At 59.6% G+C, this 25816-nt stretch carries 18 protein-coding genes; 2 read left to right on the forward strand and 16 right to left on the reverse strand.

Translation table 11 applies throughout. The features are described from left to right. Positions 1-270: 270 nt before the first annotated feature. Together PMI35_RS29180 and PMI35_RS29175 are read left to right on the forward strand one after the other, a co-directional pair. On the forward strand, positions 271-1944 hold the full coding sequence (locus PMI35_RS29180; RefSeq protein WP_008055150.1) for a nitrite/sulfite reductase: 1674 nt from the start codon (positions 271-273) through the stop codon (positions 1942-1944). Then, a complete protein-coding gene (locus PMI35_RS29175) occupies positions 1941-2420 on the forward strand; it encodes a DUF934 domain-containing protein (protein ID WP_008055153.1) in 480 nt (159 codons plus the stop codon). The genes PMI35_RS29180 and PMI35_RS29175 overlap by 4 nt, the downstream gene beginning before the upstream one ends. Positions 2421-2600: 180 nt before the next feature. Here PMI35_RS29175 and PMI35_RS34520 read toward each other — a convergent pair whose 3' ends face one another. The 16 genes from PMI35_RS34520 to PMI35_RS29100 all read right to left on the reverse strand — a co-directional run bounded on the left by PMI35_RS34520 (position 2601) and on the right by PMI35_RS29100 (position 25668). After that, a complete protein-coding gene (locus PMI35_RS34520) occupies positions 2601-6194 on the reverse strand; it encodes a hypothetical protein (RefSeq protein WP_008055154.1) in 3594 nt (1197 codons plus the stop codon). Between the two features lie 298 nt (positions 6195-6492). After that, a complete protein-coding gene (locus tag PMI35_RS29170) occupies positions 6493-8853 on the reverse strand; it encodes a tetratricopeptide repeat protein (RefSeq protein WP_008055156.1) in 2361 nt (786 codons plus the stop codon). 225 nt (positions 8854-9078) lie between these two features. Continuing rightward, entirely contained in the window at positions 9079-11592 is a 2514-nt protein-coding gene (locus PMI35_RS29165) for a fused MFS/spermidine synthase (RefSeq protein ID WP_008055157.1), read from the reverse strand. A gap of 194 nt (positions 11593-11786) precedes the next feature. Then, positions 11787-13364 carry an arylsulfatase gene (locus PMI35_RS29160; RefSeq protein ID WP_008055158.1) on the reverse strand — a complete coding sequence of 526 codons (1578 nt, stop codon included), beginning with the start codon at positions 13362-13364 and terminating at the stop codon, positions 11787-11789. Between the two features lie 70 nt (positions 13365-13434). Further along, positions 13435-14463, reverse strand: a complete 1029-nt coding sequence (locus tag PMI35_RS29155) for an HAD family hydrolase (RefSeq protein WP_008055159.1) — start codon at positions 14461-14463, stop codon at positions 13435-13437. After that, positions 14460-15881 (reverse strand): BatD family protein, encoded by a 1422-nt coding sequence (locus PMI35_RS29150; protein WP_008055160.1) that lies wholly within the window; start codon positions 15879-15881, stop codon positions 14460-14462. The genes PMI35_RS29155 and PMI35_RS29150 overlap by 4 nt, the downstream gene beginning before the upstream one ends. Continuing rightward, positions 15878-17458, reverse strand: a complete 1581-nt coding sequence (locus tag PMI35_RS29145; protein ID WP_008055161.1) for a VWA domain-containing protein — start codon at positions 17456-17458, stop codon at positions 15878-15880. The genes PMI35_RS29150 and PMI35_RS29145 overlap by 4 nt, the downstream gene beginning before the upstream one ends. 1 nt (position 17459) lies before the next feature. After that, a complete protein-coding gene (locus PMI35_RS29140) occupies positions 17460-18452 on the reverse strand; it encodes a vWA domain-containing protein (RefSeq protein WP_008055162.1) in 993 nt (330 codons plus the stop codon). Next, positions 18439-19017 (reverse strand): DUF4381 domain-containing protein, encoded by a 579-nt coding sequence (locus tag PMI35_RS29135; RefSeq protein ID WP_008055163.1) that lies wholly within the window; start codon positions 19015-19017, stop codon positions 18439-18441. Before PMI35_RS29135 ends, PMI35_RS29140 begins: the two co-directional genes overlap by 14 nt. Then, positions 19014-19949, reverse strand: coding sequence for a DUF58 domain-containing protein (locus PMI35_RS29130; protein WP_008055164.1), 936 nt, complete (start codon positions 19947-19949; stop codon positions 19014-19016). The genes PMI35_RS29135 and PMI35_RS29130 overlap by 4 nt, the downstream gene beginning before the upstream one ends. Then, a complete protein-coding gene (locus tag PMI35_RS29125) occupies positions 19946-20926 on the reverse strand; it encodes an AAA family ATPase (RefSeq protein ID WP_008055166.1) in 981 nt (326 codons plus the stop codon). The genes PMI35_RS29130 and PMI35_RS29125 overlap by 4 nt, the downstream gene beginning before the upstream one ends. An 8-nt stretch (positions 20927-20934) precedes the next feature. Then, positions 20935-21882 carry a SphA family protein gene (locus tag PMI35_RS29120; protein ID WP_008055168.1) on the reverse strand — a complete coding sequence of 316 codons (948 nt, stop codon included), beginning with the start codon at positions 21880-21882 and terminating at the stop codon, positions 20935-20937. A 43-nt stretch (positions 21883-21925) separates the two neighbouring features. Then, complete coding sequence (locus PMI35_RS29115) at positions 21926-23377, reverse strand: DUF1254 domain-containing protein (protein ID WP_008055170.1); 1452 nt, start codon at positions 23375-23377, stop codon at positions 21926-21928. A gap of 9 nt (positions 23378-23386) precedes the next feature. Continuing rightward, positions 23387-24178 carry a hypothetical protein gene (locus PMI35_RS29110; protein ID WP_008055172.1) on the reverse strand — a complete coding sequence of 264 codons (792 nt, stop codon included), beginning with the start codon at positions 24176-24178 and terminating at the stop codon, positions 23387-23389. Positions 24179-24463: 285 nt separating this feature from the next. Then, positions 24464-24742: a DUF6124 family protein gene (locus PMI35_RS29105; RefSeq protein ID WP_008055173.1), complete on the reverse strand. Its 279-nt coding sequence runs from the start codon at positions 24740-24742 to the stop codon at positions 24464-24466. Positions 24743-25245: 503 nt separating this feature from the next. Further along, complete coding sequence (locus tag PMI35_RS29100) at positions 25246-25668, reverse strand: YciI family protein (protein WP_008055174.1); 423 nt, start codon at positions 25666-25668, stop codon at positions 25246-25248. Between the last annotated feature and the right edge of the window lie 148 nt (positions 25669-25816).

Genomic DNA, 25816 nt, shown 5'->3' on the forward strand with positions numbered 1-25816 from the left:
TCGAGTCAAGCTGTGTGCATTTAACCCTGATACGGTTTTTTCATGAGTAGCTGAATCTGTAATGAAAACTAGCACGCGTCCATAGTCACTACCTCGAAACGAGCCGCCGTTGATGCCGTCCACCCTGTGGGAGCGAACCTGCTCGCGAAGAGTCCAGCACATTCAACATCGATGTCGCCTGATACTCCGCCTTCGCGAGCAGGCTCGCTCCCACAAGGATCGCGCCAGGCATCAGCAACAGAGCCCGATCAAACCTGATGAGGTAGCCAGATGTATCAGTACGACGACTATGACCGGGCACTGGTGTTCGAGCGGGTTGCGCAGTTTCGCGATCAGGTCGAACGCTTCATGGCGGGCGAACTGAGCGAGGAAGAGTTCCTGCCGTTGCGCCTGCAAAACGGCCTGTACCTGCAAAAACATGCCTACATGCTGCGCGTCGCCATTCCCTACGGCACCCTGAGCGCCCGGCAGATGCGCACCCTGGCGAGCATCGCCCGGGATTACGATCGCGGCTACGGCCACTTCACGACGCGGCAGAACATGCAGTTCAACTGGATCGAACTGGCCCAGGTGCCGGACATCCTCGAACGCCTGGCCCAGGTCAACATGCACGCCATCCAGACCTCCGGCAACTGCGTGCGCAACATCACCACCGAAGCCTTTGCCGGGGTGGCGGCCGACGAAATGATCGACCCGCGCCCGCTGGCGGAAATCCTGCGGCAATGGTCGACCATCAACCCGGAGTTCCTCTACCTGCCGCGCAAGTTCAAGATCGCCATCTGCTCGGCCGAACAGGACCGCGCGGCAATCATGATGCATGACATCGGCCTCTATCTTTACCCGGGCGACGACGGGCAGATGCTGCTGCGGGTGATCGTCGGCGGCGGTCTTGGGCGCACGCCGATCCTCGGCTTGCAGATTCGCCAGGACTTGCCGTGGCAGCACCTGTTGTCCTACGTCGAGGCGGTGTTGCGGGTGTACAACCGTCATGGCCGGCGGGACAACAAGTACAAGGCGCGGATCAAGATTCTGGTGAAAGCCCTGGGCATTGAAGCGTTCGCCAGGGAAGTCGAGGAGGAGTGGACGCACATCAAGGATGGCCCGGCGCAACTGACCCTGGACGAGTTCGAGCGCGTGGCCGCTGCCTTCGTTGCGCCGCAATATCGCGACCTGGCGGATACCAGTCTAGATTTCGGCACGCACCTGGCCGAGAACCCGGCGTTCGCCCGCTGGGTGCAGCGCAATGTGCAGGCACACAAGGTAATGGGTTATGCCAGCGTGGTGCTGTCGACCAAACCGGGCAGCAGCGCGCCGCCGGGGGATGTCACAGCCATGCAAATGGAGGCGGTGGCGCAGTGGTCAGAGCATTTCGGCTTTGGCGAGATCCGCATCGCCCACGAGCAAAACATCGTGCTGCCGGACGTGTCAAAAGCCGATTTGTTCATGCTCTGGCGCCTGGCTTGCGAGCATAACCTCGGCAGCGCCAACGCCGGTTTGCTCACGGACATCATCGCCTGCCCCGGTGGTGATTTCTGTGCGCTGGCCAACGCCAAGTCGATCCCCATCGCCCAAGCCATTCAAGCGCGCTTCGAAGACCTCGATTACCTGCATGATCTGGGCGACATCAGCCTCAACATCTCCGGCTGCATGAACGCCTGCGGTCACCACCACATCGGCAACATCGGCATCCTGGGGGTCGATAAGAACGGCAGTGAGTGGTACCAGATCACCCTCGGTGGCGCCCAGGGCAAGCACAGCGCGTTGGGCAAGGTTATCGGCCCGTCGTTCAGCGCGGCGCAAGTGCCTGGGGTGATCGAGCACATCGTCGACACGTTCGTGCGTTACCGAGAAAACGAGGAATTGTTCGTCGACACCTTGCAGCGCATCGGCCTGGAACCGTTCAAAGAGGCGGTTTATCCGAAAGTGCTGGAGGTGTCGACATGAACAATCTGTTGCGTCTGGAGGAGGGCGGGGCGCGGATTGACCTGGATGATCCGTGGACGCTTATCCGCGATCTGGAGCCGCCATTGCCAAGGGGCAAGGTGATCTTGCCATTGGCGCGCTGGCTGGAAAGTCCACGCGAACACGCTGTGTGGCTGGGGCCGGACGATGAGGTGGAGGGGCTTGAACAGTGGTTTGGCCAGTTGCCGTTGATCGCCCTGGATTTTCCGAGTTTTCGCGATGGCCGGGCCTATAGCCAGGCCTATTTGCTGCGCACCCGATTGGGCTGGCGTGGGGAATTGCGTGCGGTGGGTGATGTGTTGCGCGACCAGCTCAGTCATATGCGCCACTGTGGATTCGACAGCTTTGCCGTGCGTGAAGACAAATCGGCCGAGGACGCGCTCAAGGGGCTGGCCGGGATGAGCGTGTCATATGGGCGTTCGGTGATTGAGCCGCGGCCGTTGTTTCGGCGGCGTTGACGTAAATTATGCATTGGCAGGGCTGACGCTTTCGCGAAGGGGCCATTGGATCAGCCCCCCGATCATTTCAACGCGGGTTCCCCCATGTTCATTTTCTTCCAGCCCTGCAACAGCACCGGGGCCTTCGGTACTTGGCCGCTGTCCAGGTAGTCATGGTGACTGGCTGAGGGAGCGCCGCTGTTACTTTGTAGTGAACTCAGAGATCAGCGGCGATGAATGACCGTTTTCATTGCGAGCTGTAATGGTTACATCGTAACGGGTGCGTGGAAGCAAAACCGGCTTCGTAAAGGTCAGGGCTGTAAAATAGTGCGAGGTGCTTCCCAGTGGTCCGGTGATCGCTATGTCATATTCGAGTACATCTCCTGAAGATTTATCCCATTCCAGGGTCGGTATGGGTATTAATGATGTTTGTGTATAGCGGAAGTTGCTCGGTGCGCTCGGTAATTCGCCTTCAATAATTACCGCTATCGACGCCGTTTCGGAGATGTTGCCAAATAGATCCATGGCGCAGATTTTAATGTTGTATTCGCCGGGCAGTAGGAACACTGTGTATTGGGTGAGTGGCGTACTGTCGAAATATACATCCTCGAGATAGATAACATATTCAAGCGCGCGGGTGTCATCGGTCGCCGCATCCCAGGTAAATGTGCTGGAGTTCGAAGTCGACTCCGTCGTTTTTAAGTTGGTTGGCATGCTGGGCGGCGTTATGTACTTTGGTTCATAGTGAAGAGTGGTGGGCTCAGACATCGCACCTACAGCATCAAAAGAAAATAATTCTACGATATAGGTAAAGCCTGGAATCAAGTCTCTTAAAACTGCAGAATTGGTAATCAACGACGTTTCGTAATGGTAGCCATCAACCATAATCATCACCCCTGCCGGATAGAGGGCGTCGGGAGCATGAGACCAATCCAGTCTGGCGGTAGTAGAAGTCAGAGCCTTGATGGAGGCACTGGGTGAGGGATACACAGGTGCTGTCCCCGTGGTTCTGAACACAGTTCGTTCACTGGCCAAGGATAGATTTCCGTCCTTGTCCTCTGCACGGACATAGACAGAGTGGACTTGTCCAGAAGCTATCTTATCAAGAGTGAGTTCGTTGGTTGGGGTGTATCGGACACTTATACCATTGCGCACCAATTTGTAACGGGTAACACCTGTGTTGTCGCTTGCCGAAGTCCAACTCACATATGCCGAGTTGTTGGTAATATGGCTGATTAAAGGTTTGCCCGGTTGAGTTGGAGGTGTCACATCATCCAATACAGTATTGAAGGTAGTTGTTTCAGAGGTGGCTCCGTCCAGTATGGTTTTTACCATAAAGGTGAAGTGGTGGGGAGGTTCACCAGGTGAAAACTGCTCAAGATTAAAGCTGTGGCCTAACGCGCCTGCTGTGAACGGCTGACCATTAATCGTTCCCTCATGAGTTGGAGACCTTGCAAAAATCGGGTCCCAGGAAAGTCTGCAGGTTCCGGAGTTATGTTTTAGTTTCAGATTTGTCGGTGGTCTTAACAAGGTTTTAAATGCTTTCGGGCTGGGTTGTGACGTGCCTATCCTATTGACTGCGCGGACCTCGACAAGATAATGGGTACTGGTTCGTAAGTAATTAAGCTCGGCAGAAGGATGATTGGTTTGTCTAACCAGAACACCGTTGAGGTAAATTTTGTAGCGTATGGGCCCAACGCCAGACGATGGCGCCCAAATCAATGACGCTGAACTGTGACCCAAGGCAATGAGTTCGGGAATGCCAGGCGTCGTCGGTGGTGCGTAGCTTAAATTTATCGAAATGGGTGCAGAAACGTTATCGGTATTTTCATCAATTGCCCAGACTTCGTAGAGATAGTCAGTGGTAGAGTCGGGATTGATATTGGTAGCCGTGTAGGAACAAGGTGATGAGGGAACCAGAACGGGGGCTTCTTCGTTGCGAGAGATCGCATACCCGGTTAATCTTGTATCGGTCGAGGGGCACCACGTCAAAGTAAAGGATCCAGGGGCGATAGATGAGCCCTCTAAGTTGTCTGGCGCAGTAAGCTTGTTAAAGCATACGGTATACTCTGTAGTTTCTGAGCGCTCCTCCTTATCTGTTCCATAATTCATTACATACTGGATGCCGAACGTGAGGTCACGATCAGTCGGGGTTTTGTGGCTGAAGGAAAATCCGCTGGTGAATTCGCCAACTGGTTCGGTTTTAATTATAGTTCCATCTAAAGTGATTATAATGGTGAATTTCGCGAGAGCGTTGTTTGTAATGAGCCAGCCAATGTACATGACCTGACTCTCTGTAAAGGTCTTAACGCTTATCTCATTCCTTTGAGGTACCATCGGCCTTTGCGGAATGGACATGTTTGCCCACTCCGAGCTATTATTGCTCCAGTCTCTTGCGCATACTTTAATTGAAGCGTATTCCGCAGGATTTAGATTCGTAAGTGTGTATTCGACTCCGTCCACAAAATCGAGAAATGCTCCATTTTTTTGTATTTCGTAGCCTTTAATTCCAGCGCTATCCTGTGATTCGTCCCAGAATATAGATATTGTATAAAAACTTATATTTCTTATGAGAGGTCCCCCGGGTTTTGTGGGTGGGATGTTATCTTTTAAGTGGCTGAATACCTTGCTTGAAGGTGCGGAAATATTGCCCATTATATCAAAGGCGCGAATTGTATAGTTGTAGGGTCTGGCTAGGACGTTCGTGGAATATTCGTTTTCGTTAGTGGAAAAAAATAGATGCTCATCCTGATAGATTTGATGTCCCACTACGCCAGTGTTGTCGGTGCCGCGACTCCATTTGAAACTAGCAGCCTCTACGGGTTTCCCATTATCAATGAGTTGAGTTATTGTTAGATCGTTAGGTGCGACAGGAAGTGTCGTGTCCTGGCCGCGGGCAATATTAAGTGCGATGCAGCGATCAACAATTCCCGTTCTTTCAATAAAATCTACGTTGATGATGTTCCCGGTCTGCTGGCCCGGTTTGAAAACTGTATTCCCCCATAACCTGTGAGATGAATTCAGCACCGCTGGCCCTGAACTGTTATAAGCCGTCGCGGACAGTGACCAGAGGTTAGGCAGAGGCTCGGCCATCATTGTATTGCAAAATTCGACAATGTCACTCTCTGAAACGGAATCTTTATTTAGCCACGCATGCCTCAATGTGCCCCAGAATCCATTTCCATGCCCCCATGCAATGATAATGTTCTGCCTGGAGAATTTAGCACGAATTTCGCCAATGGTCAGATTCGCCGCGGAGGGCGGAATCAGCATTTCAAGTATGGGGTTAAAATATTTCAGGCATCGAGTTACACTGTCGGATGCATATTTTCCTCTGTCGTACTGATGAATATCTAATATGATGATTTCACCAGGGTTTTTTGTTGAAAATTCACGAACTTCGTCAATGCAGCTCTGAAGTGTTCGTCCCGTTACTATGGCGTGATTAAATACAAATTCTTCTTTAAAGATCCAGGTTGGAGAGTGATTTCCTACAAGTTTTTTATAGCTGGCATCATAGAGTCGAAGGTCTAAAACTCGTGCCCCCGCTTCCAATTGAAAACCAAATGAATTTGTCTGGCACGCGGCCCACAATTCCTCCAGACCCCAAAGGTGCGATGTATCCATGCCTGCGTTGTGAGCAGACGGCAAAGCCAATTGATAAAGTTTCATATTGGCGATAGCGGTAGCGTTATCAGTCATCCAGCGACTGTAATTGACTACAGATCGTTGTGCGACAGTAGGCTGCGTTGAATTTGACTCAACGTTCTGGGGCGTCGTTTGAGGGGTGCTCATGGCAATTTCCAATAAGGGAGAGATTGGTATTTTTTACTACCTTTAAGAGTTGCTCGCCACTATCAGAACTGCTAGTTGTTGTTTTTGAAGTTGTATCTATGCTTTAGGGGTTTGACTTTTGAAGTTCACCTTTGGTTGTAAGTTTCTGCAGTTCCTGGTTAAACCTGAAGGCGCCGCGGCCGTTATTTCGGCGACGTTAACCTGAGTTTTTAATTGGCGGTACTGACGCCTTCGCGGGCAAGCCCGCTCCTGTAGGAGCGAGGCTTGCCCGCGAAGGGGCCATTGGATCACCCCCCGATCATTTCAACGCCGGATCCCCCATGTTCATTTTCTTCCAGCCCTGCAACAGCACCTGGGCCTTCGGTTCCTGGCCGCTGTCCAGGTAGTACTGGATAAGCGACAGCCGCGCATTGCGGTTGGCTGGCTGCATTTTCAACAGCCTTTCCAGCTCCTCGCACGCGGCATCGACCTTGCCGCTGTCATGCAGGGCCACGGCCAGCACATAGCCGTATTGCGGACTCTGCGGTTCCAGTTGCGCGGCTTTGCGCAGGAAGGGCATGGCCTGATCGGATTTGCCTGCACGTACCAGTGACAAGCCCTGGGTGTGTTGCAGCAGTGCGGCGTCGGGGTGTTCCTTCAGGTTTTGCGCCAGCAGCGTTTGGGCTTCCTGACCGCGACCGTTGGCTTCCAGCCATTGCACAAGGGTCACCAGCGCCGGGTAGAAGTCCGGGTCGCGCTGGAGTGAGGTGCGCAACAAACCTTCGACTTCGCCGCTGCGGCCGCTGGCCTGGTAGAGCATGGCCAGGTTGAGGTTGGCTTCGGCGCGTTCGGCCAGGCTCTTCTGCACGGTCTCGTATTCGGCGATGGCCGCATTCCAGTTGTCCTGGGCCGTGCCCAGGCCATTGCGTGCCACGCTGAGTAGATCCCGGGCCGCGGCAATGCGTACCGCCTTGACCGGGTCGCTCAGCAACGGCGTCAACAGCGGCGCACGCTCCGGCGGTGGCAGGAAGGCACTGATCGCCCGCACGGCGCTTTCACGCACTTGCGGCGCCGCATTGCCCAAGTCCCGGGTGGCCAGTTTCAGCGCCTGCTCGCTGGGGTACAGCGGCAACTCGGCAAGCAGGGTCGCCCGTTGAATCGCTGGCAGGTTGCTGCGCTGCAATTGCTCGTACAGGGTTTGCGCGGCGCCAGGCTGGCCGTTGCGGATCAGCCACAGGCTTTCGTCGTAACGCGGGGCCTGGGCGGCGGTGGAGGTGTTCCAGAGCTTGAACTGCTCGGTAACCTTGTCGCCGGCCTTGCCCCGGTGACAGGTCAGGCAGGCGTCCGGAGTGCCGAGCTTTTTCGCCCGCTCGGGGTTGGGGATGCTGAAACTGTGGTCATGCCTAAAGTCATTGCCCATATAGAACTTGCCGGGCATATGGCAATCGATGCACTGCGACCCCGGCTGGCCCATGGTGTGGCGGGTGTGTTCGATGGAATCGTAGTTTTTCGCTTGCAGGCCCTTGCCGTCGACGCCTTCGACGGAGGTCTTGCCAGCGGTGTTGTGGCATTGCAGGCACACGCCATTGCCCGGCGCCTTCAATTCGCTGCTGTGGGGGTTGTGGCAGTTGCTGCAGCGCACGCCCTTGTCGAACATTTTGCTCTGGGCGAACGAACCGTGTTCGAACACTTCATCCTTGATCTTGCCATCCAGCGCATACAGCTCGCGGGTCAGGGCACTGGGCAGGTAGTCGTCCATCAGGCGCTTGCCAACGGTGAAGCCGTCGCCCAGTGGCGCACGACGCGAGTGACAGCGGGCACAGGTTTCGATCTCGACGGTGGCGTTTTTGTCCTTGAGGTCGACGGCAAAACCCGAGTGGACCAGATCGCCTTTTTTCGTCGTCCATTGCAGGTGATTGGAGGCCGGGCCGTGGCAGGCCTGGCAGCCGACGCCGAGGCTGTTCCACTGGCTGTCGAAGGTGTTTTTCGCGGTATCGAAATTGCGCTTGTAGCCGGTGGTGTGGCACTCGACGCACATGAAGTTGGCGTTCTGGCTCGGCTTGCTCCAGTGCAGCGGGTCCTTGAAGGTCACACCCTGGCCTGGATAGAGATGAAACCAGCGCTGCTTCTCGGTATCCCAGGCAATGCCGAGGGCTTGCAAGCGACCTTCGCCGACCTCTATCAGGTATTGCTGCAAGGGTGCGATGCCAAAGGTGTAGGCGACCTTGAAGTCGGCGTTCTTGCCGTCGATGCCAGGGGTGTTGACCCAGAAGCCGTCGTCCTTGCGCGAGAACCGGGTCGTTTCGTTTTCGCCCTTGAAAGTGACGTTGTTGAAGTCGCCGAGCATGGTCTGCGCGTTGGCCTCCTGCATCGCCAATTGGTGATGGGAACCTTGCCAGTCCATGACCTGTGCGCTGTGGCAGCCCTGGCATTGCTGCTCGTCGACCATGGTCGCCGGCGCCATGGCGACGGGTTGCGGTTGCGCTTTTGCGGGTTGCGCGACAGGTGTATTGACCGGCGCATAGCTCACCGGAGCCGGTTGGCTGCTGAGCAGGAACCAGCCGATGCCCGCGACCGCCAGCAATAAGGCGCCGATGGTGACGGGGAACAGGTAGCGATGAATCAGGGTCGGTTGCGAATCAGGGTTTGGCTCTACTGCTTTATTTTTATGTTTCGGCATTACGACTTCCGTAGTCCAGGTGCGTTTGCCGTCAGGCGCGCGTTCATGCTCGATGCAGCTTTGCCGGATGGCCGGTTTCTGTCAAATGATGGTTGTGGTGAAGCTGATGGCCCAATCGCTGGCAAGCCAGCTCCCACAGGGAGTTGTGTCGTACCTGAATGTTGTGAACGACGCCAAAACTGTGGGAGCTGGCTTGCCAGCGATAGCGGCCTGACAGGCGCCGCATCACTCCCCGACAAACCACCGGAAATACGGATTCCCCCCATCCCCGCGCATCACCTCGCGCACATCCCTGGCCCAGGCATCCCGGTCACCGTCATAGGCGTGCAGGCTCGCCCGGTAGAACTGCATCAGGCGCTGTTGGTGGGTGTTCATTCGCTCGCTAAACCCCTGATTGGCGTTCACCAGCACCGGCGGTTGGTGCAAGTCCAGCAGGGCCGGCAGCACGCGGGTGATCTCCTTGGCTCGCACCCACGGCGCGTATTCGATTCGCGGCTGGTCATCCGTCACTGCGGGTGCATCAGCGGCAAAGCGCTCCAAGCCGGCGCGGTCGGTGACCCAGGTCGCGAGCAGGGCGGCGGCCGAGCCGATACCGACGTCTTGCAGAGTGCTGCGCACAGTGTCCTGCTGGAAACGTTGAGTGATTTTGGCGGCATCCAGCTCGATCGGCTCCAGCGACCCCACCAGCAGCATTTCGTGGAACTCGCTGGTCCATAGGGTGGCGTAGGGGAAGACATCAAGGAAACTGCGCACCAGCGAGCGCGAGTCGTCGATGTTTTGCGTTGGCAGCGGCAGCCATTGTGCGACCAGGCCCTGTTTCTGCAAGCGGCTGGCGGCCAACTGGTAGAAGTCCCGGGAATACAGGTTGACCACGCCGGCAGCGGAGGGCGGTGGCGGTTCGAGGGTGATCAAGTCGTAGCGTTGCGGGTTGCGCAGCAGTTCCTGGCGACCGTCGCGCAGGCGCACGTCGACACCCGGGTCGGCGGCGGCATTGAAGTTGCCCTTGAACAGCGGCGCGGCCTTGACCACCGACGGCAGCAGTTCAGCGACAACGCGCTGCTCCAGGCCCGGATAGCGCGTCAGGGCGCCGGCGGTGATGCCCGTGCCGAAACCGATCACCAGTGCCGAGCGCGGTTCGCCGTTGTGGATCAACAATGGCAGCAGCGCCTGGATGCGCATGTAGCGCAGCGAAGGCATGGCGTCGCCGGTGTTTGAGACACCCTGGATGTACAAGCGCTGGAACGCCCTCTGGCCCTTGCCCTGGGTGACCACGGCGACGGTACCGCCGCGACCCTCCTCATAGAACGCCAAGGTGCCGTTGCGCGCGCCGGGCAGCAGGCTGGCCAGCTTGTCCACCGGGGTCAGCAGCGCCAGCGCCACCGATACCAGGCCGACGGCGATCACACCCTGTCGCCGTCCCTTCTTCACGCCATGGCCCTTGCGCACGGCACAGTAGCCAATCCCCGCGGCGATGATCGCCAGCAGTCCCAGGGTTCGAACCAGGCCCAGCAGCGGGATCAGCACAAAGCCGCAGAGCATCACCCCGACGATACCGCCCAGGGTATTGAACGCCACCACCTCGCCGACATTGCGCCCTACATGGTCGCGCCCGACGCTCAAGCGCAGCGCCACGGGAAACGCCGCGCCTAGCAGCAGCGTCGGCACGAACACGATGCTCAGCGCCGCCACGGCGAAGCGTGTGCTCATGCCGAGCAATTCACTGGCGCCCAATGACAGCACCCAGGCTTCGGCCGCGCTTTGCGCGAGCACCAGCCAACGCCCCAGCAGTGCAATTTCCAGCAATGCGATCAAGCCGGCACCGGCGATCAGCAGGCCGAACACACCCCAGGGATCGCGCAGGCGATCCACCCGACGGGCGAGCAGGGCGCTGCCGAAGAACAGCCCGGTGAGGTACGTCGCCAACACCACGGCAAAGGCATAGGTGCGGGTACTCATGAACTGCACGATGGATTGCGACCAGACCACTTCGTAGCCCAGGGCCACGCCGCCGGCAATCGAATACAGCCACAGGGCCAGGCGATCCGGCGCTTTGTCGGCGTGGTGGTGGACCGGGGTTTCAACGGCCAGGACACGTTGACGCTGGAACCACAGGGCACCGGCGGCGGCCAGCAGATTGAGCATCGCGGCGGCCAGGGCACTGCCGCGCACCCCGAAGGTGGCAATCAATACGAACGCCGCGAGCAGAGTGCCGGCAATGGCGCCCGCAGTGTTGGCCGCGTAGAGGTGACCACCGGCCTTGCCCAATTGCTGCGGATCGGCGGCCAGGGAACGCACCAGCACCGGCAGCGTGCCGCCCATCAGCAACGCCGGAAGGCCCACCAGCGCAAACGGCAACACCCAGGCCAACAGGCCCACCTGCTGCTCCAGCCAGGCAAACGGACTGGCCGCCAGGCTCATGGCGAAGGTCGCGCCGACCCCCAGCACCGCCACCAGCACTTCCAGCCCGGCATACAACAGGACCGGTTGCTGCAAGCGGTCCGCCCAGCGGCCGAACAACAGGCCGCCCAGGGCCAGACCGGCGAAAAAAGCGCTGATCCCGGTGGTGATGGCGTACACCTCGACGCCCACCACCAGCGACAGCTGCTTGATCCACAGCACCTGATACACCAGCGCGGCGGAGCCAGAGACGAACAGCAACAGGGCGGGGATCAACAGCGCCGGGGAGGCGACGTGGGGGGCAGGTATGGCCGACGACTTGCTGGCGACACGTGAGGACATTGCGGATTGCCTTGTTCCAGTTCAAAAGCATCTGCGACTGCGCCGGCCTCATCGCGAGCAGGCTCGCTCCCACAGTAGATCTTCGGTGCAACCAAAATCCCTGTGGGAGCGAGCCTGCTCGCGATGGGGACGACGCGGTCCCAAGTCTAAAATAGAGCCGCTCGCCGATGAAGGCGAGCGGCGGTCAAGCGGTCTTACTTGGCGCCCGCTTTCATTTTTTCTGCGATTTTCTTGTCAACTTCCTCTTGTACCTGGTCGATGCTGAAGCTCGCCGGGCGTTGGCTAGGCGGGTAATCGACAAAGGTTTGCAGGAAGGCTGCGGATTTCGAGATACCCTGGAATATCAGATAGTCGTTCTTCGCAAGCCAGTCATAGTATTGGTCAGATACAACATCGGCACGCTCGTAGGGGTCCATGCGCAAGTTGAAAATCTTCGGCACGCGCAGGCAGGTGAACGGTTCGCTCCAGACCTTGAAGCCCCCCGGCGCACGTTGCTCGCAGAAGACGAACTTCCAGTCGTTGTAACGCATGCTCACCAGCACGCCATCATCGTTGAAGTAGAAGAACTCGTTACGCGCACTCTTGTCGGCCTTGCCGGTCAGATAATCCAACTGGTTGTAACCGTCCAGGTGCACCTTGAAGTTCTTCCCGCCCAGGTCGGCGCCCTTGAGCAGGCGGTCCTTGATATCGGTATCGCCGACAGCCGCCAGCAAGGTCGGGAACCAGTCCAGTCCGGAGAACATCTGTGTCGACACTTCACCAGGCTTGACGTGGCCCGGCCAGCGAATCATCGCCGGAACCCGATAGGCACCTTCCCAGTTGGAGTTTTTCTCGTTGCGGAACGGGGTGGTTGCCGCATCCGGCCAGGACCATTGGTTCGGGCCGTTGTCGGTGGTGTAGACCACGATGGTGTTATCGGTGATCTTCAGGTCATCCAGCGTCTTCAGCAACTTGCCGACGTCGCCATCGTGTTCAAGCATGCCGTCGGCATACTCGTTACCGGGCATGCCGCTCTGGCCCTGCATGGATTCGCGCACGTGAGTGAAGGCATGCATGCGGGTGGTGTTCATCCAGACGAAGAACGGTTTGTCTGCCTTGGCCTGTTTCTCGATGAACGCCTGGGCGGCGGCGGTGGTTTCGTCGTCGATGGTTTCCATGCGTTTTTTGGTCAGCGCGCCGGTGTCTTCGATCTTGCCATCGGCGAAGCTGTGGATCACGCCGCGCGGAGAGGCTGCCTTGACGAACTCGGCATCGTCCTTCGGCCAGTAGGGGCGTTCCGGCTCTTCTTCGGCGTTGAGGTGGTAGAGGTTGCCGAAGAACTCGTCAAAGCCATGGTTGGTGGGCAGGTACTCGTCCTTGTCACCCAAATGGTTTTTACCGAACTGACCCGTTGCGTAACCCTTGGCCTTGAGCGCCTGGGCAATGGTCACGTCCCTGGCCTGCAAACCCACCGGCACGCCCGGCATGCCCACTTTGGACAGGCCGGTGCGCAGTGCGGACTGGCCGGTAATGAAGGTCGAGCGCCCGGCCGTGCAACTGTTCTCCGCGTAATAGTCGGTGAACATCATGCCTTCCTTGGCAATGCGGTCGATGTTCGGCGTCTTGTAGCCGACCACACCCATGGAGTAGGCGCTGATATTGGTCTGGCCGATGTCGTCGCCGAAGATCACGAGAATGTTGGGCTTATCCGCGGCCCCGGCTGTCGCCGAGAACGCCATCACCGAAGCCGCCAGCAAGGCCGCCTTCGGTAACCACTTGCGTATGCCAGTCATATGACTTGCTCCTTTTGCTTGAGTCGCTCGGGTGCGACAAACGTTCATTGCGGTCCTGCGTCACGCTTTTTTATTGCACTTGCTCAGGTTTGGCGGCATCGAACGGATAGATCCGGCGCCACTCGGCAGCCATGTCCACAACGGTCCAGCCACGGTTTTTTGCTTCGTCCAGGGCCTTGTCCAGGCGGCCGATCTGCGACTGGCGGTCATAGGCCCATTCACGCTTGGCGTCGGTGTGATGCACCAGCCCCATGAAACGTTTGCCCGGCCCGGCAGCGGTCCACTGCAGCATTTGCAGGTCGCCGTCGGAGTTGCCGAACGCCAGGATCGGTCGGCGCCCGATCACGGCGTCGATACTCACCGGCTTGCCCGGCCCGTCATCGTTGTGGGCCAGTTTCGGCGTGCGCAGGATCGACGCCTTGCCATCCTTGTATTCAAACGAGGTGACGAATGTGGTGCCGATCACCTGCTCGGGCGGGATGCCGTAGACCTTTTCGGCGAAGGCGCGCATGAAGCCGGTGTCGCCACCGGAAACGATGTAGGTCTTGAAGGACTGGCCGCGCAGGTAGTCGAGCATTTCCAGCATCGGCTGGAAGATCATTTCGGTGTACGGCTTGCCGGTTTTCGGGTGGCGGGCCTGGCTCAACCAGGTCTTGGCGTAATCGTCGAAGGCTTCGGTGGTCATGCCGGTGTGGGTTGCACCGAAGATTTTCATCATGCCGTCGAGGCCGCTGGCGGCCAGGGCCTGGTGATCGTTTTCGAGCACGGCCTGGAATGGCTGGGTGGTCTTCCATTCCGGGTGCTGCGGCGCGGTGCGCTTGACCTCTTCCAGGGCGAACAGCAATTCGAAGTACATCGGCTGCTCGCTCCACAAGGTGCCGTCGTTATCGAACACGGCGATACGGTCCTCGGGTTTGACGAAGTCCTTGCTGCTTTGGTCGGTCACGGCCTGGACGAATTCGATGATGTTCTTTTTCGACGGACCGTCGTTCCACGACGGCAGTGGTTCGGCGGCCTGCGCCAGCAATGGCAGGCTCAGGGCCAGTGCCAGCAGCAGCTTTAACCCGTGGAACTGGCGGTGCGCTATCGGGTTCGTCATGGGAAATCCTTCTCGTGAACGGGGTTGAGTGGTCGTAGTGCGCTAGCGACTGATTCTTGCTTGTGTTCGGCCTGACTATGCAGCGTAGTCAAGGATTGCCTGAGTTGAAGCAGTGCCTGATCTTTGGCCGGCTGCCGGCCGTAGCACGCACGCAGGAACGCTTGCAGGCGCGGGCCGAAGGCGGTGAGTTTCAGGCCCTTGCGCCGGCGCCGGGTCCACAGGTACAGGGCGCTCAACTGCGCGGGTTGGCCTTCAAGTTGTGGCGGGATCTGGCGCCAGGCGTACTCGGACGATTCCAGCCAGGCTGCGTGACGGGCACGGCGGCGCGCCTGCCAGGCGAGGTGCGCACGATGAATGAACGGGCGCGCCAACCACACCAACAGCGCCACGCCCAACAGCAGCGCCAGCAGGCCAAAGGCGAATCCCGAGAGGTGCAGGCGGTTTTGCTGGCCGAGTTTTTTCAGGTCTTCGGTGATCGAGAAAACCGGTTTGTAGGCGCTATCGGCAACGGCGTCGAAGCTCACCGCGGGCACCTGGGCCGTGCGGGTCTGCTGGCTGCCGGTGTCCCACCATTTCAGCTCGATGGCCGGCAGGTTGTGCTGGCCTTGCGTGTCGATGCGGTAGGTCACGCTGTCGATGCGCTGGCCACCTGTGAAGTTGCCGCGACCGTCGTCCAGATTGCTGACCTGCGGGTTTTTCGGGTAGCGGCTGAGGCCACTGACATCCCCCAGCGTCGGCGTCGGCAACGACATGGCCAGAGCGCCGTCGGCTTGCAGGGTCAATTGGCGGGTGAGGCTGTCGCCGACTTTCAACGCAGTGGCCGGTTTGATGATGTCCTGGGTGAAACGCAGCCCATGGGCAACCAGTACCGGCTCGCCGGGCTTGAACCCCGGCGGTTGTGTCGCGGTGAAGTGCAGCGGTTGGCTTTGCGCACTGAGCTCGAGGGTGGCTTGCCCCGGGGTTGCTCGGACCGTCAGCGGCGCAATATCGAAAGTCTGGGCGACGTTTGGTGTGATCAGGTAGCTGTAGCGCATGCCGTTGAAGGATTTGCCGTCGAGCGTCTGGTTCAGGTGTTCGGCGTGACCGTCCGACGGCAGCACCAGGGCACCGGGCAATTTCAGGTCGGGCAGCGTGGGGGCGCTGGTGAACCAGGTGTCGGTGAGCACATCCAGGCGTAATTCGATGAGGCTGCCGACCATGGCGGTGTCGGCGGGTTGCAGGCTGGCCTGGACGCGCAGTTCGGGTTCGGCGGCGAGAGCGGTGGTGCTGATCATGCAAAGGAGCAGGGCGCCGAGCTTTGTGGTGAATGATCTGGCGTCTTCGCGAGCAGGCTCGCTCCCACAGTGGATCTGCGATGCACAAAAATCCCCTGTGGGAGCGAGCCTGCTCGCGAAGAGCGCGACTCGGTCAATGATCATGGCTTGCCCTCTGCCTGATCCTGCAAACTGAACTTCTGCTTCAGGAACTTCGCCGGCGATGTCGTCAGGTTCTGCAACCACTGCGCATCCGAAGCCGCCTGTTCGGTTTGCAACGCTTTGCTTTGGCCCTTGCCCGGTGCCTTGTCCATCTTGATTTCGTCCGGTTTGACCTCGGGGGCATTCTGTTCGGCGCTTTCGGTGTCTTTCTGCAAGGCGATAGCCAGCGCCAGGTTGGCCGTGGCCTCAGGGAATTGCGGCTGCAACTTCAGCGCCTGGGTGTAGGCCGCGATGGCCTCGTCGAATTTGAAGCGGCGCACGTAAATGTTGCCCAGGTAGAAATACGCCTGGGGTGTTTGCAGCCGCGCGAAGCTGGCCAGGGCCAGGTCGAAGTCGGCGGCGTTGTAGGCGGCGATGCCTTTCCAGTACGGGTCGACAAAGTGCGCGGCGGCCAGGGGGAAATGTTCATGTTCGAAGGCCCAGCGACCTTGCTGGTCCGGGGTGAAAAAGGCATCGGTCAGCACATTGGCGTGCGCTGGGGCCGGCTGCACGATAAGGCCGACAGCCAACAGCAAACCGGCCATCCAGTTCAAGCTCCAGCCCTTGCGCACACTGAAAAACGCAATCAGCAACAGCGGCCAGCACAGCCAGTAGCCGGCGTCCTTCCAGTGCAATTCATGCTGCTCGTCACTGGCGCTCTGGAAATGCTGTTGGGCGTGCAGCTCCACCCAATCCAGGTCGTCGTCATTGAGCGTCAGGCTGCCCAGCGGCGCATCCATGGCTGACGCGAGTTGCTTGAGTGCGGCCTGATCAAAACTGCCCAGTGCCGGGCGACCATTGCTGTCGGTGCGCGGCTGGCCATTGGCATCGCGGATCATCCCGCCGTCCTCGCTGCCGACCGCGAGGATCAGCACCTGCAGCGCGCTGTCGGCCATTTGTTTGTCCAGGCCCGCCAGGGCCGAGGTGTCTGCGCCGTCGGTGAGCAATAACAGGGTGCCCGGGGATTTTTCCGCCGCCAGCAGGCGCTTGGCCTGATCGATCACCGCCGCGACATTTTTCCCCGGTTTGCCGATCAGATCGGTGCTTAGGGCTTGAATGAAGCTGTCGAGCAGGGCCGGATCGTCAGTCGGTGGCAATACCAGGTGTGCGCTGCCCGCGTAGGCGATCAGCGCATTGCGCGCGCCGGCACGACGCTGAATCAGGTCATGCAGCTTGTGCTTGGCCGCTTCCAGCCGAGTCGGTTGCACGTCGCTGGCATCCATCGATGGCGACAGGTCGATGGCGATGATCAGCGGCGCCCGGTTTTCAAGGAAGTCCGGGCGATCCTGTTCCCAGGTCGGTCCCGCGGCGGCAACCGCCCCCAACATCAACAGCGCGCAGACCAGATGCACCGGGCGTAGCCATTGCTGGTCCCGGGGGGTAATCAGCAAGTGCGGCAGCAAGTGCCCGGCGATGTTGCTGCGCAAACGCCGCTGCAAGTCACGGCTGCGGCGCCACAGCAGTGGCAACAGGGCAGCAAACGGCAGCAGCAACAGCCAGAGTGGGCGCAGGAAGTGGAAGTCGCTGAGGTTGATCTCCATCTCAGGCCTCCTGCTGCTGACGAGCGATGGACAGGCGCGGCAGTAGCATCGCGCACAGGTGGTAGAGCGAAAGCAGGGCGATCGCGGCGCCGAGCGGCCACCAGAACAGGTCTCGCTTGGGTTGGTGGCTGAGGGTTTTAACTTGATGCGGGGTGAGTGTGTCGAGGGTGCTGTAGACCTGGTTCAGCGCGTTGCGGTCTTCGGCGCGGAAGAACTTTCCGCCTGTCGCCGTGGCGATCTGCTGCAGGCCCTGCAAGTTGACCTTGGCCTCACCGGAGGCGTCAGGGTCGCCAATGCCGATGGTGTGAATCACCACGCCCTTGGCCGCGGCCATTTGCGCCGCGTGGTCCGGGGTGATCGCACTGCTGGTGTCGTTGCCGTCGGTGAGCAGGATCACGACTTTTTCCTGCTCATGGGCCTGGTCGAGCAGTTTCAGGCTCAGGCCGATGGCATCGCCAATCGCCGTGTTGGGGCCGGCCATGCCGATGCCGGTGTCGTCCAGCAACAGCGAAAGGCTGGCGTGATCGAGGGTCAAGGGCGCCTGGGGGTACGCGCCACTGCCGAACACGATGAGGCCGAGGCGATCCTCTTTGCGCTTGTCGATAAAGCCATGCACGACTTCCTTGACCGCTGCCAGGCGATTGATCTTCTGGCCATTGGCGTCGGTGAAGTCGGTGGTTTCCATGGACTGGGATATGTCGATGGCCAGCATCAGGTCGCGCACCGGTTGCTGGCGCTCGATGGGCTTTTCCACGTACACCGGCCGGGCCGCCGCCAGCAGCAACAGTGCCCACACCAGCAGGTTCAGCAGCAATTGCCAGGGGTTGGTACGCGTACCGGCCTCACTCGGCACCTGGCCGACTGCGCGGCTCATGGCACCGAAAAACGGCACGCGCACGGCGCTGCGCGCCTCACGGTAATCGGGCAGGTAGCGATAACCGAACCACGGCATCGGCAGCAGAAGTAACAGCCAGGGGTAATCAAGCTGCCACATGATGACGCTCCACCCAAAGTTTGCAGGTGTCGAACAGCTGCTGGCGTTGCTCATTCGGCATGGCGCGCAGCACGGCATCAGGGGCGTAGGCGAGTTGCGACAGTTGTTGGCTGAAGTTGGCGGGGAGGGGCTGTGGGCTGTGTCGTTCCAGGAAGACCTGCCAATCCTTCCCGCCTAGCGCGGTCACCTGTGGGAGTGAGCCTGCTCGCGATAGCGTTGGATCAGTCGGCAAGGATTTTGAATGTGAGGGCCTCATCGCGAGCAGGCTCACTCCTACAGGTTTTGTGTTCGGTATGGAGATGGCCACACGCTTGAGCAGCTCCGGAAGCTCCCGCAACGCATTCAGGTCATCACTGCGCTTTTGCAACTGCGCCAACCGCAGCAACGCCTCACGCCGATAACGGTCTCGCCGCCATTGCCGGTAACGCCGCGCACCCAGCAGCACCACCGCCATCACAAACACAGCCAACAACAGCCACCATCCCCAGGTCTGCGGCGCGTAGCTGACCGGCGCCGGCAGTGCGATCTCCTTGAGTTGCTCGATGCTCGGAACGTTCGGATTCATCGCCGCGCTCCCGCCTGCTTGCCCAGCTCGGCCCGCAGCTGTTCGTGCGCTTCGGTGGCGGTGCTGAACATCATCAACGGCACCTGGCTGCGCCGCAGCAACGTGGCCACGTCCTTGAGCCGGCCACTTAGAAAATCGCCCAACGGCTGGTGCACCTGACGCCGCTCCACCGCCAGTTCAACCTGCAGCTGGCCTTGGGTGACCAACAGGCGGCCATTTTTCGGCAGGTTCAACGCCAAGGGGTCGTAGACCTGCATGGCGATCACATCGTTGTGCGCCGCCAGTTGCCGCATCAGCTGCAAGGTGCGCTCGCCGGCGCCGGCAAAGTCACTGACGATGCAGATCAAATGATCATGGCCGGCCAGCGCCAGGCACTGTTGCAAGACCTTGTCGAGCTGGTCTTCGCCTTCGGCGTCCGGGTTGGCCGCGTTCAGTTCCTGATTCTGCTGGGCGATACGGCTGCACAGCGCTTCGATCCGCTTGCGGCTGCGCAGCGGGGCAATCGCGTCGATACGCTGATCGTTGAACACCAGTCCGCCAACCCGATCCCCCGCGTTGAACACCATCCACGCCGCCAAAGCGCCGAGCTCGGCGGCAATGGCGGATTTGAAGCTGCGTTGCGAGCCGAAAAACATGCTCATGCGCTGGTCGACCAGGATCAGCGCCGGGCGGTCGCGCTCTTCGGTGAAGGTGCGCACCACGGGTTTGCCGGTGCGCAGCGAGGCGCGCCAGTCGAGGTGGCGCAAATCGTCCCCCGGCTGATAGCGGCGCAGCTCATCGAAATTCAAGCCACGGCCACGCAGGCGCGAGGCATGGTTGCCGGCGAGGATGCTGCCTTGCGGCTGGCGCGCGAGAAAACTCAGGTCACGGGCCTTGAACTCCAGGGCCATCAATTGCGCCAGAGAGACGTAGACCAGGCCGTCGATGTTCATGCCGGGATCGCAACCTTGTCGAGCAAACGGTCAAGCACCTGGTCGGCCGTCACGCCGTCCGCCACCGCGTCGTAGCTCAGTTGCAGGCGATGACGCAGCACCGGGTGCACCACGGCGCGCACGTTGTCCGGCGAAACGAAGTCCTGGCCCTGCAACCACGCATCGGCGCGGGCACAGCGGTCCAGGCCGATCCCGCCGCGGGGGCTGGCACCGATGGCGATCCAGCGACCGAGGTCGGCGTCGTAATCCGCCGGGTGGCGCGTGGCGTTGATCAGGTCGATCAGGTAGCGGTCGATGGCGGGGGACACGTGCACCGCACTGACTTCCCGGCGAGCGGTGAAGATCACGTCCTGGGCCAGGGCAAAGCCTTGCACCGCCGTGGTCTTGGCGCCGAGGGCCTGTTCTTCCTCGCGCAGCAGGCGCAGCACCTGGCTTTCGTTTTCCGCGCTCGGATAATCCAGCAGCACTTTCATCAGGAAGCGGTCCATCTGCGCTTCCGGCAGTGGGTAGGTGCCTTCCTGTTCGATCGGGTTCTGCGTCGCCACCACGATGAACAGTTCCGGCAGCGTGTGGCTGTTACCAGCCACGGTGATCTGCCGTTCTTCCATGGCTTCGAGCAGCGCGGCCTGGACCTTGGCCGGGGCGCGGTTGATTTCGTCGGCCAGGATCAGGTTGCCGAACAGTGGCCCAGGCTGGAAGCGGATCTCGTTATTACCCTCGACCTGGTGCAGCACCTCGGCGCCGGTGATGTCGGACGGCAGCAGGTCGGGGGTGAACTGGATGCGGCTCATCTTCGCGTCCAGGTGCTTGGCCAGTGCCTTAACGGTGCGAGTCTTGGCCAGCCCCGGCAGGCTTTCCAGCAACAAGTGGCCGTTAGCCAGTAGGCCGACCAGAATCTGCCTGATCACCTGGTCCTGGCCGAGCACGGCTTCGGCGATGCTGGCTTGCAGGGCGTTGAGGTCAGTGAGTGCGCTCATGCTTGCTCCTAGAAAAACGCCAACGTCAGGTTGACCGAAAAACCATTGCCCTCGGGCCGGTTCTTGGTGTCGAACTCCGGGATCCAGCGGGCGTTGAAATTGGCCTGGGCATCGGCGAACTTGCCCTGCCAGCCAAACGTCGGACCGGCACCCACCGAACGCCCGCGAAAGCCGCTATTGGCGCCTGATCCGGTGTCGTCGGTGAGCTGCTGGATGTAGCCCGCCGCCAAACCGGCGTTCCAGCCGTTGCCGAAACCGTGGGTCCATAGGGCGTCGAGGGTGAAAATGTCGCCGTTTTGATAATCGGTGGCATCGTTTTCGGTGTAGAACTCAAGCCCCCCGGACAGGGTGAACTCGCCGCCCTTGCCGTCGAGGTGGGTGAAGGCCACGGTGGGCATGAAGGTGTAATTGTTCTGGCCGGCGTTGGCCAGGCGATCGTCGTTGTAGGCGCCGGTCGGCACGTAGATCGGCAGCGAGAGCGAAAGGTGGTTGACCTCGTCGAAGTGGTAGCCGGCAGCGATGGGCGTCACCAGCATGTCGGCGAACTGGGTGGCAGTGTCTTCGGTGCCCAGGGTCCTGCCGCGCGGGCCGGTGATGCTCGCGGTGATGTCGGTGTACTGCACCGGAACGCCGATGGCCGAGGCGTAGTTCCATTTGCCCTTGCCGGTATCCCAGACATGGGTGAAGTTGGCCATGGTGTAGGAGATTTTCAGGTCCAGGCCGGTACTCAGGGCGCCCACGATGGGCACCTGTGCATTGCCCTTGAGGTCGCCGTCGTACCAGAAACTGCTCAACGACATCACCCAGCCGGGTTCCGGTGGCACGATCCCGGCATTGGAAAATACCTGCAGGCCGGTCATCGGCCGGCCGCCACCACCTTCAGCCGCCAGCAACGACGGGCTGGCGCCGACCATGCACAAGGCCAACAACGGACGTACAACAAAAGCCCTGACCATCAACGACTCCATTTACCTGTTTTGTTTAATTCAACACTCGGCGTCATTCCACAGCCGTGATGTCGTCGAGTTTCCAGCTCTTGTCGAAATAGGGCAGGGTCGGGGCGTACAGGCGGAAATAGCTGAACCAGTGTTTGCCCGGCAGGGTTTGTACCCAGTTGTTTTCGAAACCTTCTGGTGCGGTGGGACCGAAGTACAGGTCCACCGAACCATCGGCGTTCATTTTCAGGTCCTGGCGCGACGACAGGTCGGCCTTGCGCTGCGGGTTGTCGATCAGGCAGCGGCTGTCGATGTCGTATACGGTCATCGACCAGAATTGCTTGGCCGGTGGGTTGGCGCCGACGTGCAAGCGATAGTGTTTGGCGCCGTCGAGCCAGTTGCCCTTGGCGTCGGTATAGGCGCCGAGGTAGGTCTGGCCCAGCCCCGGGGTTCTCGACACCATGCCTTTGGTGTTGGTCACCGCCTCGTAGAACCAGGCGCTGCGTTCCCATAACTGGTCGTAATAGGCAACGCGCTGGGAAGGATCGGTGATGTTTAACACCTTGTCCCACTGGCGGTCCGGCCAGTATTGGGCGCCGGGGAAACGCTTGGCGAAGGTATTGGCCTTGGCGATCAGCTCGCCGATCTGTGCACCTTGTTCCAGGGCCTTGCGTTGATTGGCGTCAGGGTTGAAGGGCTTGTCCTTCTCGATGCCCAGGCTGGCAAGCATGGCCATGTAGAAACGATCACGTTCGTTGACCGGTTCTTTCTGAATGATCTGGTGCAGGCGTTCCCAGTACGCCATCCCCCTGGGCTGGGTGCCGGACCAGGCTTTGCCGCCGGGGGAGAGCAGTCGGGTCTGGCCTGGCTCGGCACGTCTGGCGTAGGGGTACATCCTGAATTGTTCGACCAACGCCTTGCCCTTGGCCGGATCGGGATCGAGCACGCGAAATCCCACCAGCACGTTCATGGTCTGCGACTTGGCCAGGTAATACTTGCCAGCATCCGCCGGTGGCTCGGCGCCCGGTGGCAACACCAGGTACTTGCCGCCCTTGCCTTTGTCCGGGCCGGTCTGGCCCATGTCGATGATCGCGCGTTGCCAGAAATCGCCAACACCGCCTGCGGTCGGCCCGGGGGGCAGCTCGATCACCAGAGGACCGGTTTCATTAAGATCGACGAAACCCAGGATGTAGGGCGTGGTGGCGTTGGCGGTGATGACGCCGAGCTTGTCTTCGTAACTGTCGAGCACCATCAGGTCGCCACTGCGGGCACCCAGCTTGTCGCTGAATTCTTGCTGCCACTGCGCGTAAGACACCAGCGGCAACGCCCACAAGTAACTCTGGGTGGCTTGCTGGAAATCCAGTTCGGCATAGAGCTTGGCGATGGACTCATGGGCTGGCAGTTCACCTTCCATGTCGATCTGGCCGATCCGGGTGTCCGGTTCCTGGGCACCGACCCCGCAACTGACGAACATCGTCATCAGGCTGAAACCGGCTGCGCGAATCGCACCGTGCATAGGGATTCCTTATTTGCCGAAGGTGGCGTTGAGGCCGACGAACAGCGTGAATTGCGGCATGCCATCGCCTTTTTTCTCGACGGTCCATTGCGGTTCGATGAAGGCATTGAGGATATTGGACCCGTCTTTCCACACTTTGCCGCCACCCAAACCGAGTGGGATGTAGTGGGTGTCGTTCTTCAGGTCGAAGGTCCAGATGCCGGTGGAGCGCAGGTACCAGCCCTTTTCCAGGTTATGGATGATGAAGGGCTGCATCGTTGCGCTTTCGACGTTGGGCCGGTCGTGGTCACCGGCGAACGAACTCTGGTATTGCACCAGCGCGCCCAGCAGCCCGCGGGGTGAAGAGTCGATAGCGACCGCGGCCAGGCCGCCTTGCCATTTGCCCGTGCCGAGTTCGTCCTGGTCGGCAGTGGGGGCGGTGAGCATCGGGCCGATGCCCAACTGCACGCCTTCGGTCTTCACCAGGAAAATATCGAACAGGTTCAGGTCACCTTCGCCGGTGCTGTAGCCACCGTTCGGGTCCGGGTGGGTACTGATCGGCGCCGTGGCGCGGATCAATTGCGGTACGCCAATGTAATCGTTGGGCGCAATCGGCAGCGTGCCGCGTATCAGCAGGTCATTGGTATGGATGTTGGTGTCGTAGTATCTGGGGGTGTAGTAGTCCTGGGCGCTCATGCCTGGCGCGAAGTTCAGCGGGTTGTTGCTTTTGTTGGCGGTCTCGGCGTTGTCCGCATGGGCGCACAAAACAGGCGCAAGCGAAGCCATCAGAAGATAGGCGTGCATCCCCAATTTGTTTGTCATGATTCCCCGATTCCTTGGTGGCTCATTTGGACAACCCGGCACTTGGCGGCCGTTACGACGTAGTCTCTTTCTGATCAGCCTGTAGGACACGTCTTTTGAACCTAGCAGCTAAATGGGGGTTAGCCAGTCCAAGGGATTAATTCTTTGGTTTTTTGTACAAGTTTTTCGAGGTTTTTGTGTACTAAAAAGTTAATACGAATCAAGGGATTGGAAAACAAAGCGCCCGCCATCGGTACGAGCACGATGGCGGGCTTGTGGTTTTTGGTGGTGAGGCGGTAGGGGTGGCTAAGGCGGATCAAGATTATCCAGCACCCGATTCACCGCCATCTCTCCCAGCATGATCGACTGCTGGATCCCCAGCAGGGTGTGGCTCTGCGGCCCTTTCAGTGTCGCGGCGAAATCACTGGTCATGACATTCGCCGAGGCGAGGGACACACAGGCGTACTCCAGCAAGGTCAGATTGTCGATATCGGGGGCGATGAGGACGATGTGGCTGGGTTGACGGCGGGATTCGGGGATGGCGTCCGGCTCGGTGTCCGGTGGATTTTGTGTCGATTGGACCATGGCAACGTACCTCTACATGTAGGGCCGCAACCATTTCGCTACTAAACGAAAGGGTGGCAGCTGTGCGCAAGTTAGTAGACCGGTACGTTGCCAAACCCGGCGCATCCTAAGATGCCATGCGCACAACCGCCATCAAATGCAGGCCAATGCCTGACTGGATGACACCTATGCAACCGAAAGCAACATGCCGGGCTACTAAACCCGATCACTGAGGATCAGTGACGCGAATCAAGTTACCGGCCGCACTCAGGGCGCACAAGCCGGCGGATTCTGGCGTAGTTGTAGGCAATGCCGCAAGGCGCTGTAGTCTCGCGCAAGCTGGCATTTTGAAACAACTCATCACTTCCGTTAAGGCCGTTTATATCCCTGTAGGAGCGAGCATGCTCGCGAAAGACCTGAGTGCGCCGCGGGGTGTCAGGCTTCCAGCGTTATCGTTAACGACCATCGCGACGGTGCGACGATTCGACATGCTCGCTCCTACAGGGGAAAAAGCCCCAAATTCATCACTTCTTCCCCAGCCCAAACGCTCGCTCTTCCTGCTCGCGCAACTCCGGCGTTAATTCAGCACCGAAATCCTCCAGCTCGAACACCTGGCGAATCTCGATCTCGGGTTCGGTGCCCGGCATCGGGTTGGGGCAGCGCTTGACCCATTCGATGGCTTCTTCCCTGGACTTCACCTGCCATAGCCAGTAGCCGGCGATGAGTTCCTTGGTTTCGGCGAAGGGGCCGTCGATCACCGTGCGCTTGTCGCCTGCGAAACGCACGCGGGCGCCTTTGCTGCTGGGGTGCAGGCCTTCGCCGGCGAGGAGGATGCCGGCCTTGGCCAGTTCTTCGTTGTAGTTGCCCATGGCGGTGAGCAGTTCGGTGCTGGGCATGATGCCGGCTTCAGAGTCCTTGCTGGCCTTGATGATGATCATGAAACGCATGGTGTGGTCTCCGCTGGATGTGGATGCTTCACTTATAGTCGAATGATCTGCGGTTGAATCGACAGCGGTGGGTCAACAAATTTCTGGAGTTCGGTATACGCAGGCACCCGTGCCGGTTTTGTGCACCGACACATGACAATTTGTATCC

The organism is Pseudomonas sp. GM78 (assembly GCF_000282475.1).
Lineage (GTDB): Bacteria > Pseudomonadota > Gammaproteobacteria > Pseudomonadales > Pseudomonadaceae > Aquipseudomonas.

Coding starts and splice junctions, on each gene's coding strand:
- PMI35_RS29160 (WP_008055158.1), bottom strand. CDS start 13,364: ATGACTGGCATACGCAAGTGGTTACCGAAGGCGGCCTTGCTGGCGGCT.
- PMI35_RS29110 (WP_008055172.1), bottom strand. CDS start 24,178: ATGACAAACAAATTGGGGATGCACGCCTATCTTCTGATGGCTTCGCTT.
- PMI35_RS29105 (WP_008055173.1), bottom strand. CDS start 24,742: ATGGTCCAATCGACACAAAATCCACCGGACACCGAGCCGGACGCCATC.
- PMI35_RS34520 (WP_008055154.1), bottom strand. CDS start 6,194: ATGAGCACCCCTCAAACGACGCCCCAGAACGTTGAGTCAAATTCAACG.
- PMI35_RS29155 (WP_008055159.1), bottom strand. CDS start 14,463: ATGACGAACCCGATAGCGCACCGCCAGTTCCACGGGTTAAAGCTGCTG.
- PMI35_RS29115 (WP_008055170.1), bottom strand. CDS start 23,377: ATGCACGGTGCGATTCGCGCAGCCGGTTTCAGCCTGATGACGATGTTC.
- PMI35_RS29135 (WP_008055163.1), bottom strand. CDS start 19,017: ATGAATCCGAACGTTCCGAGCATCGAGCAACTCAAGGAGATCGCACTG.
- PMI35_RS29120 (WP_008055168.1), bottom strand. CDS start 21,882: ATGGTCAGGGCTTTTGTTGTACGTCCGTTGTTGGCCTTGTGCATGGTC.
- PMI35_RS29130 (WP_008055164.1), bottom strand. CDS start 19,949: ATGAACATCGACGGCCTGGTCTACGTCTCTCTGGCGCAATTGATGGCC.
- PMI35_RS29175 (WP_008055153.1), top strand. CDS start 1,941: ATGAACAATCTGTTGCGTCTGGAGGAGGGCGGGGCGCGGATTGACCTG.
- PMI35_RS29140 (WP_008055162.1), bottom strand. CDS start 18,452: ATGTGGCAGCTTGATTACCCCTGGCTGTTACTTCTGCTGCCGATGCCG.
- PMI35_RS29150 (WP_008055160.1), bottom strand. CDS start 15,881: ATGATCATTGACCGAGTCGCGCTCTTCGCGAGCAGGCTCGCTCCCACA.
- PMI35_RS29165 (WP_008055157.1), bottom strand. CDS start 11,592: ATGTCCTCACGTGTCGCCAGCAAGTCGTCGGCCATACCTGCCCCCCAC.
- PMI35_RS29100 (WP_008055174.1), bottom strand. CDS start 25,668: ATGCGTTTCATGATCATCATCAAGGCCAGCAAGGACTCTGAAGCCGGC.
- PMI35_RS29125 (WP_008055166.1), bottom strand. CDS start 20,926: ATGAGCGCACTCACTGACCTCAACGCCCTGCAAGCCAGCATCGCCGAA.
- PMI35_RS29145 (WP_008055161.1), bottom strand. CDS start 17,458: ATGGAGATCAACCTCAGCGACTTCCACTTCCTGCGCCCACTCTGGCTG.
- PMI35_RS29180 (WP_008055150.1), top strand. CDS start 271: ATGTATCAGTACGACGACTATGACCGGGCACTGGTGTTCGAGCGGGTT.
- PMI35_RS29170 (WP_008055156.1), bottom strand. CDS start 8,853: ATGCCGAAACATAAAAATAAAGCAGTAGAGCCAAACCCTGATTCGCAA.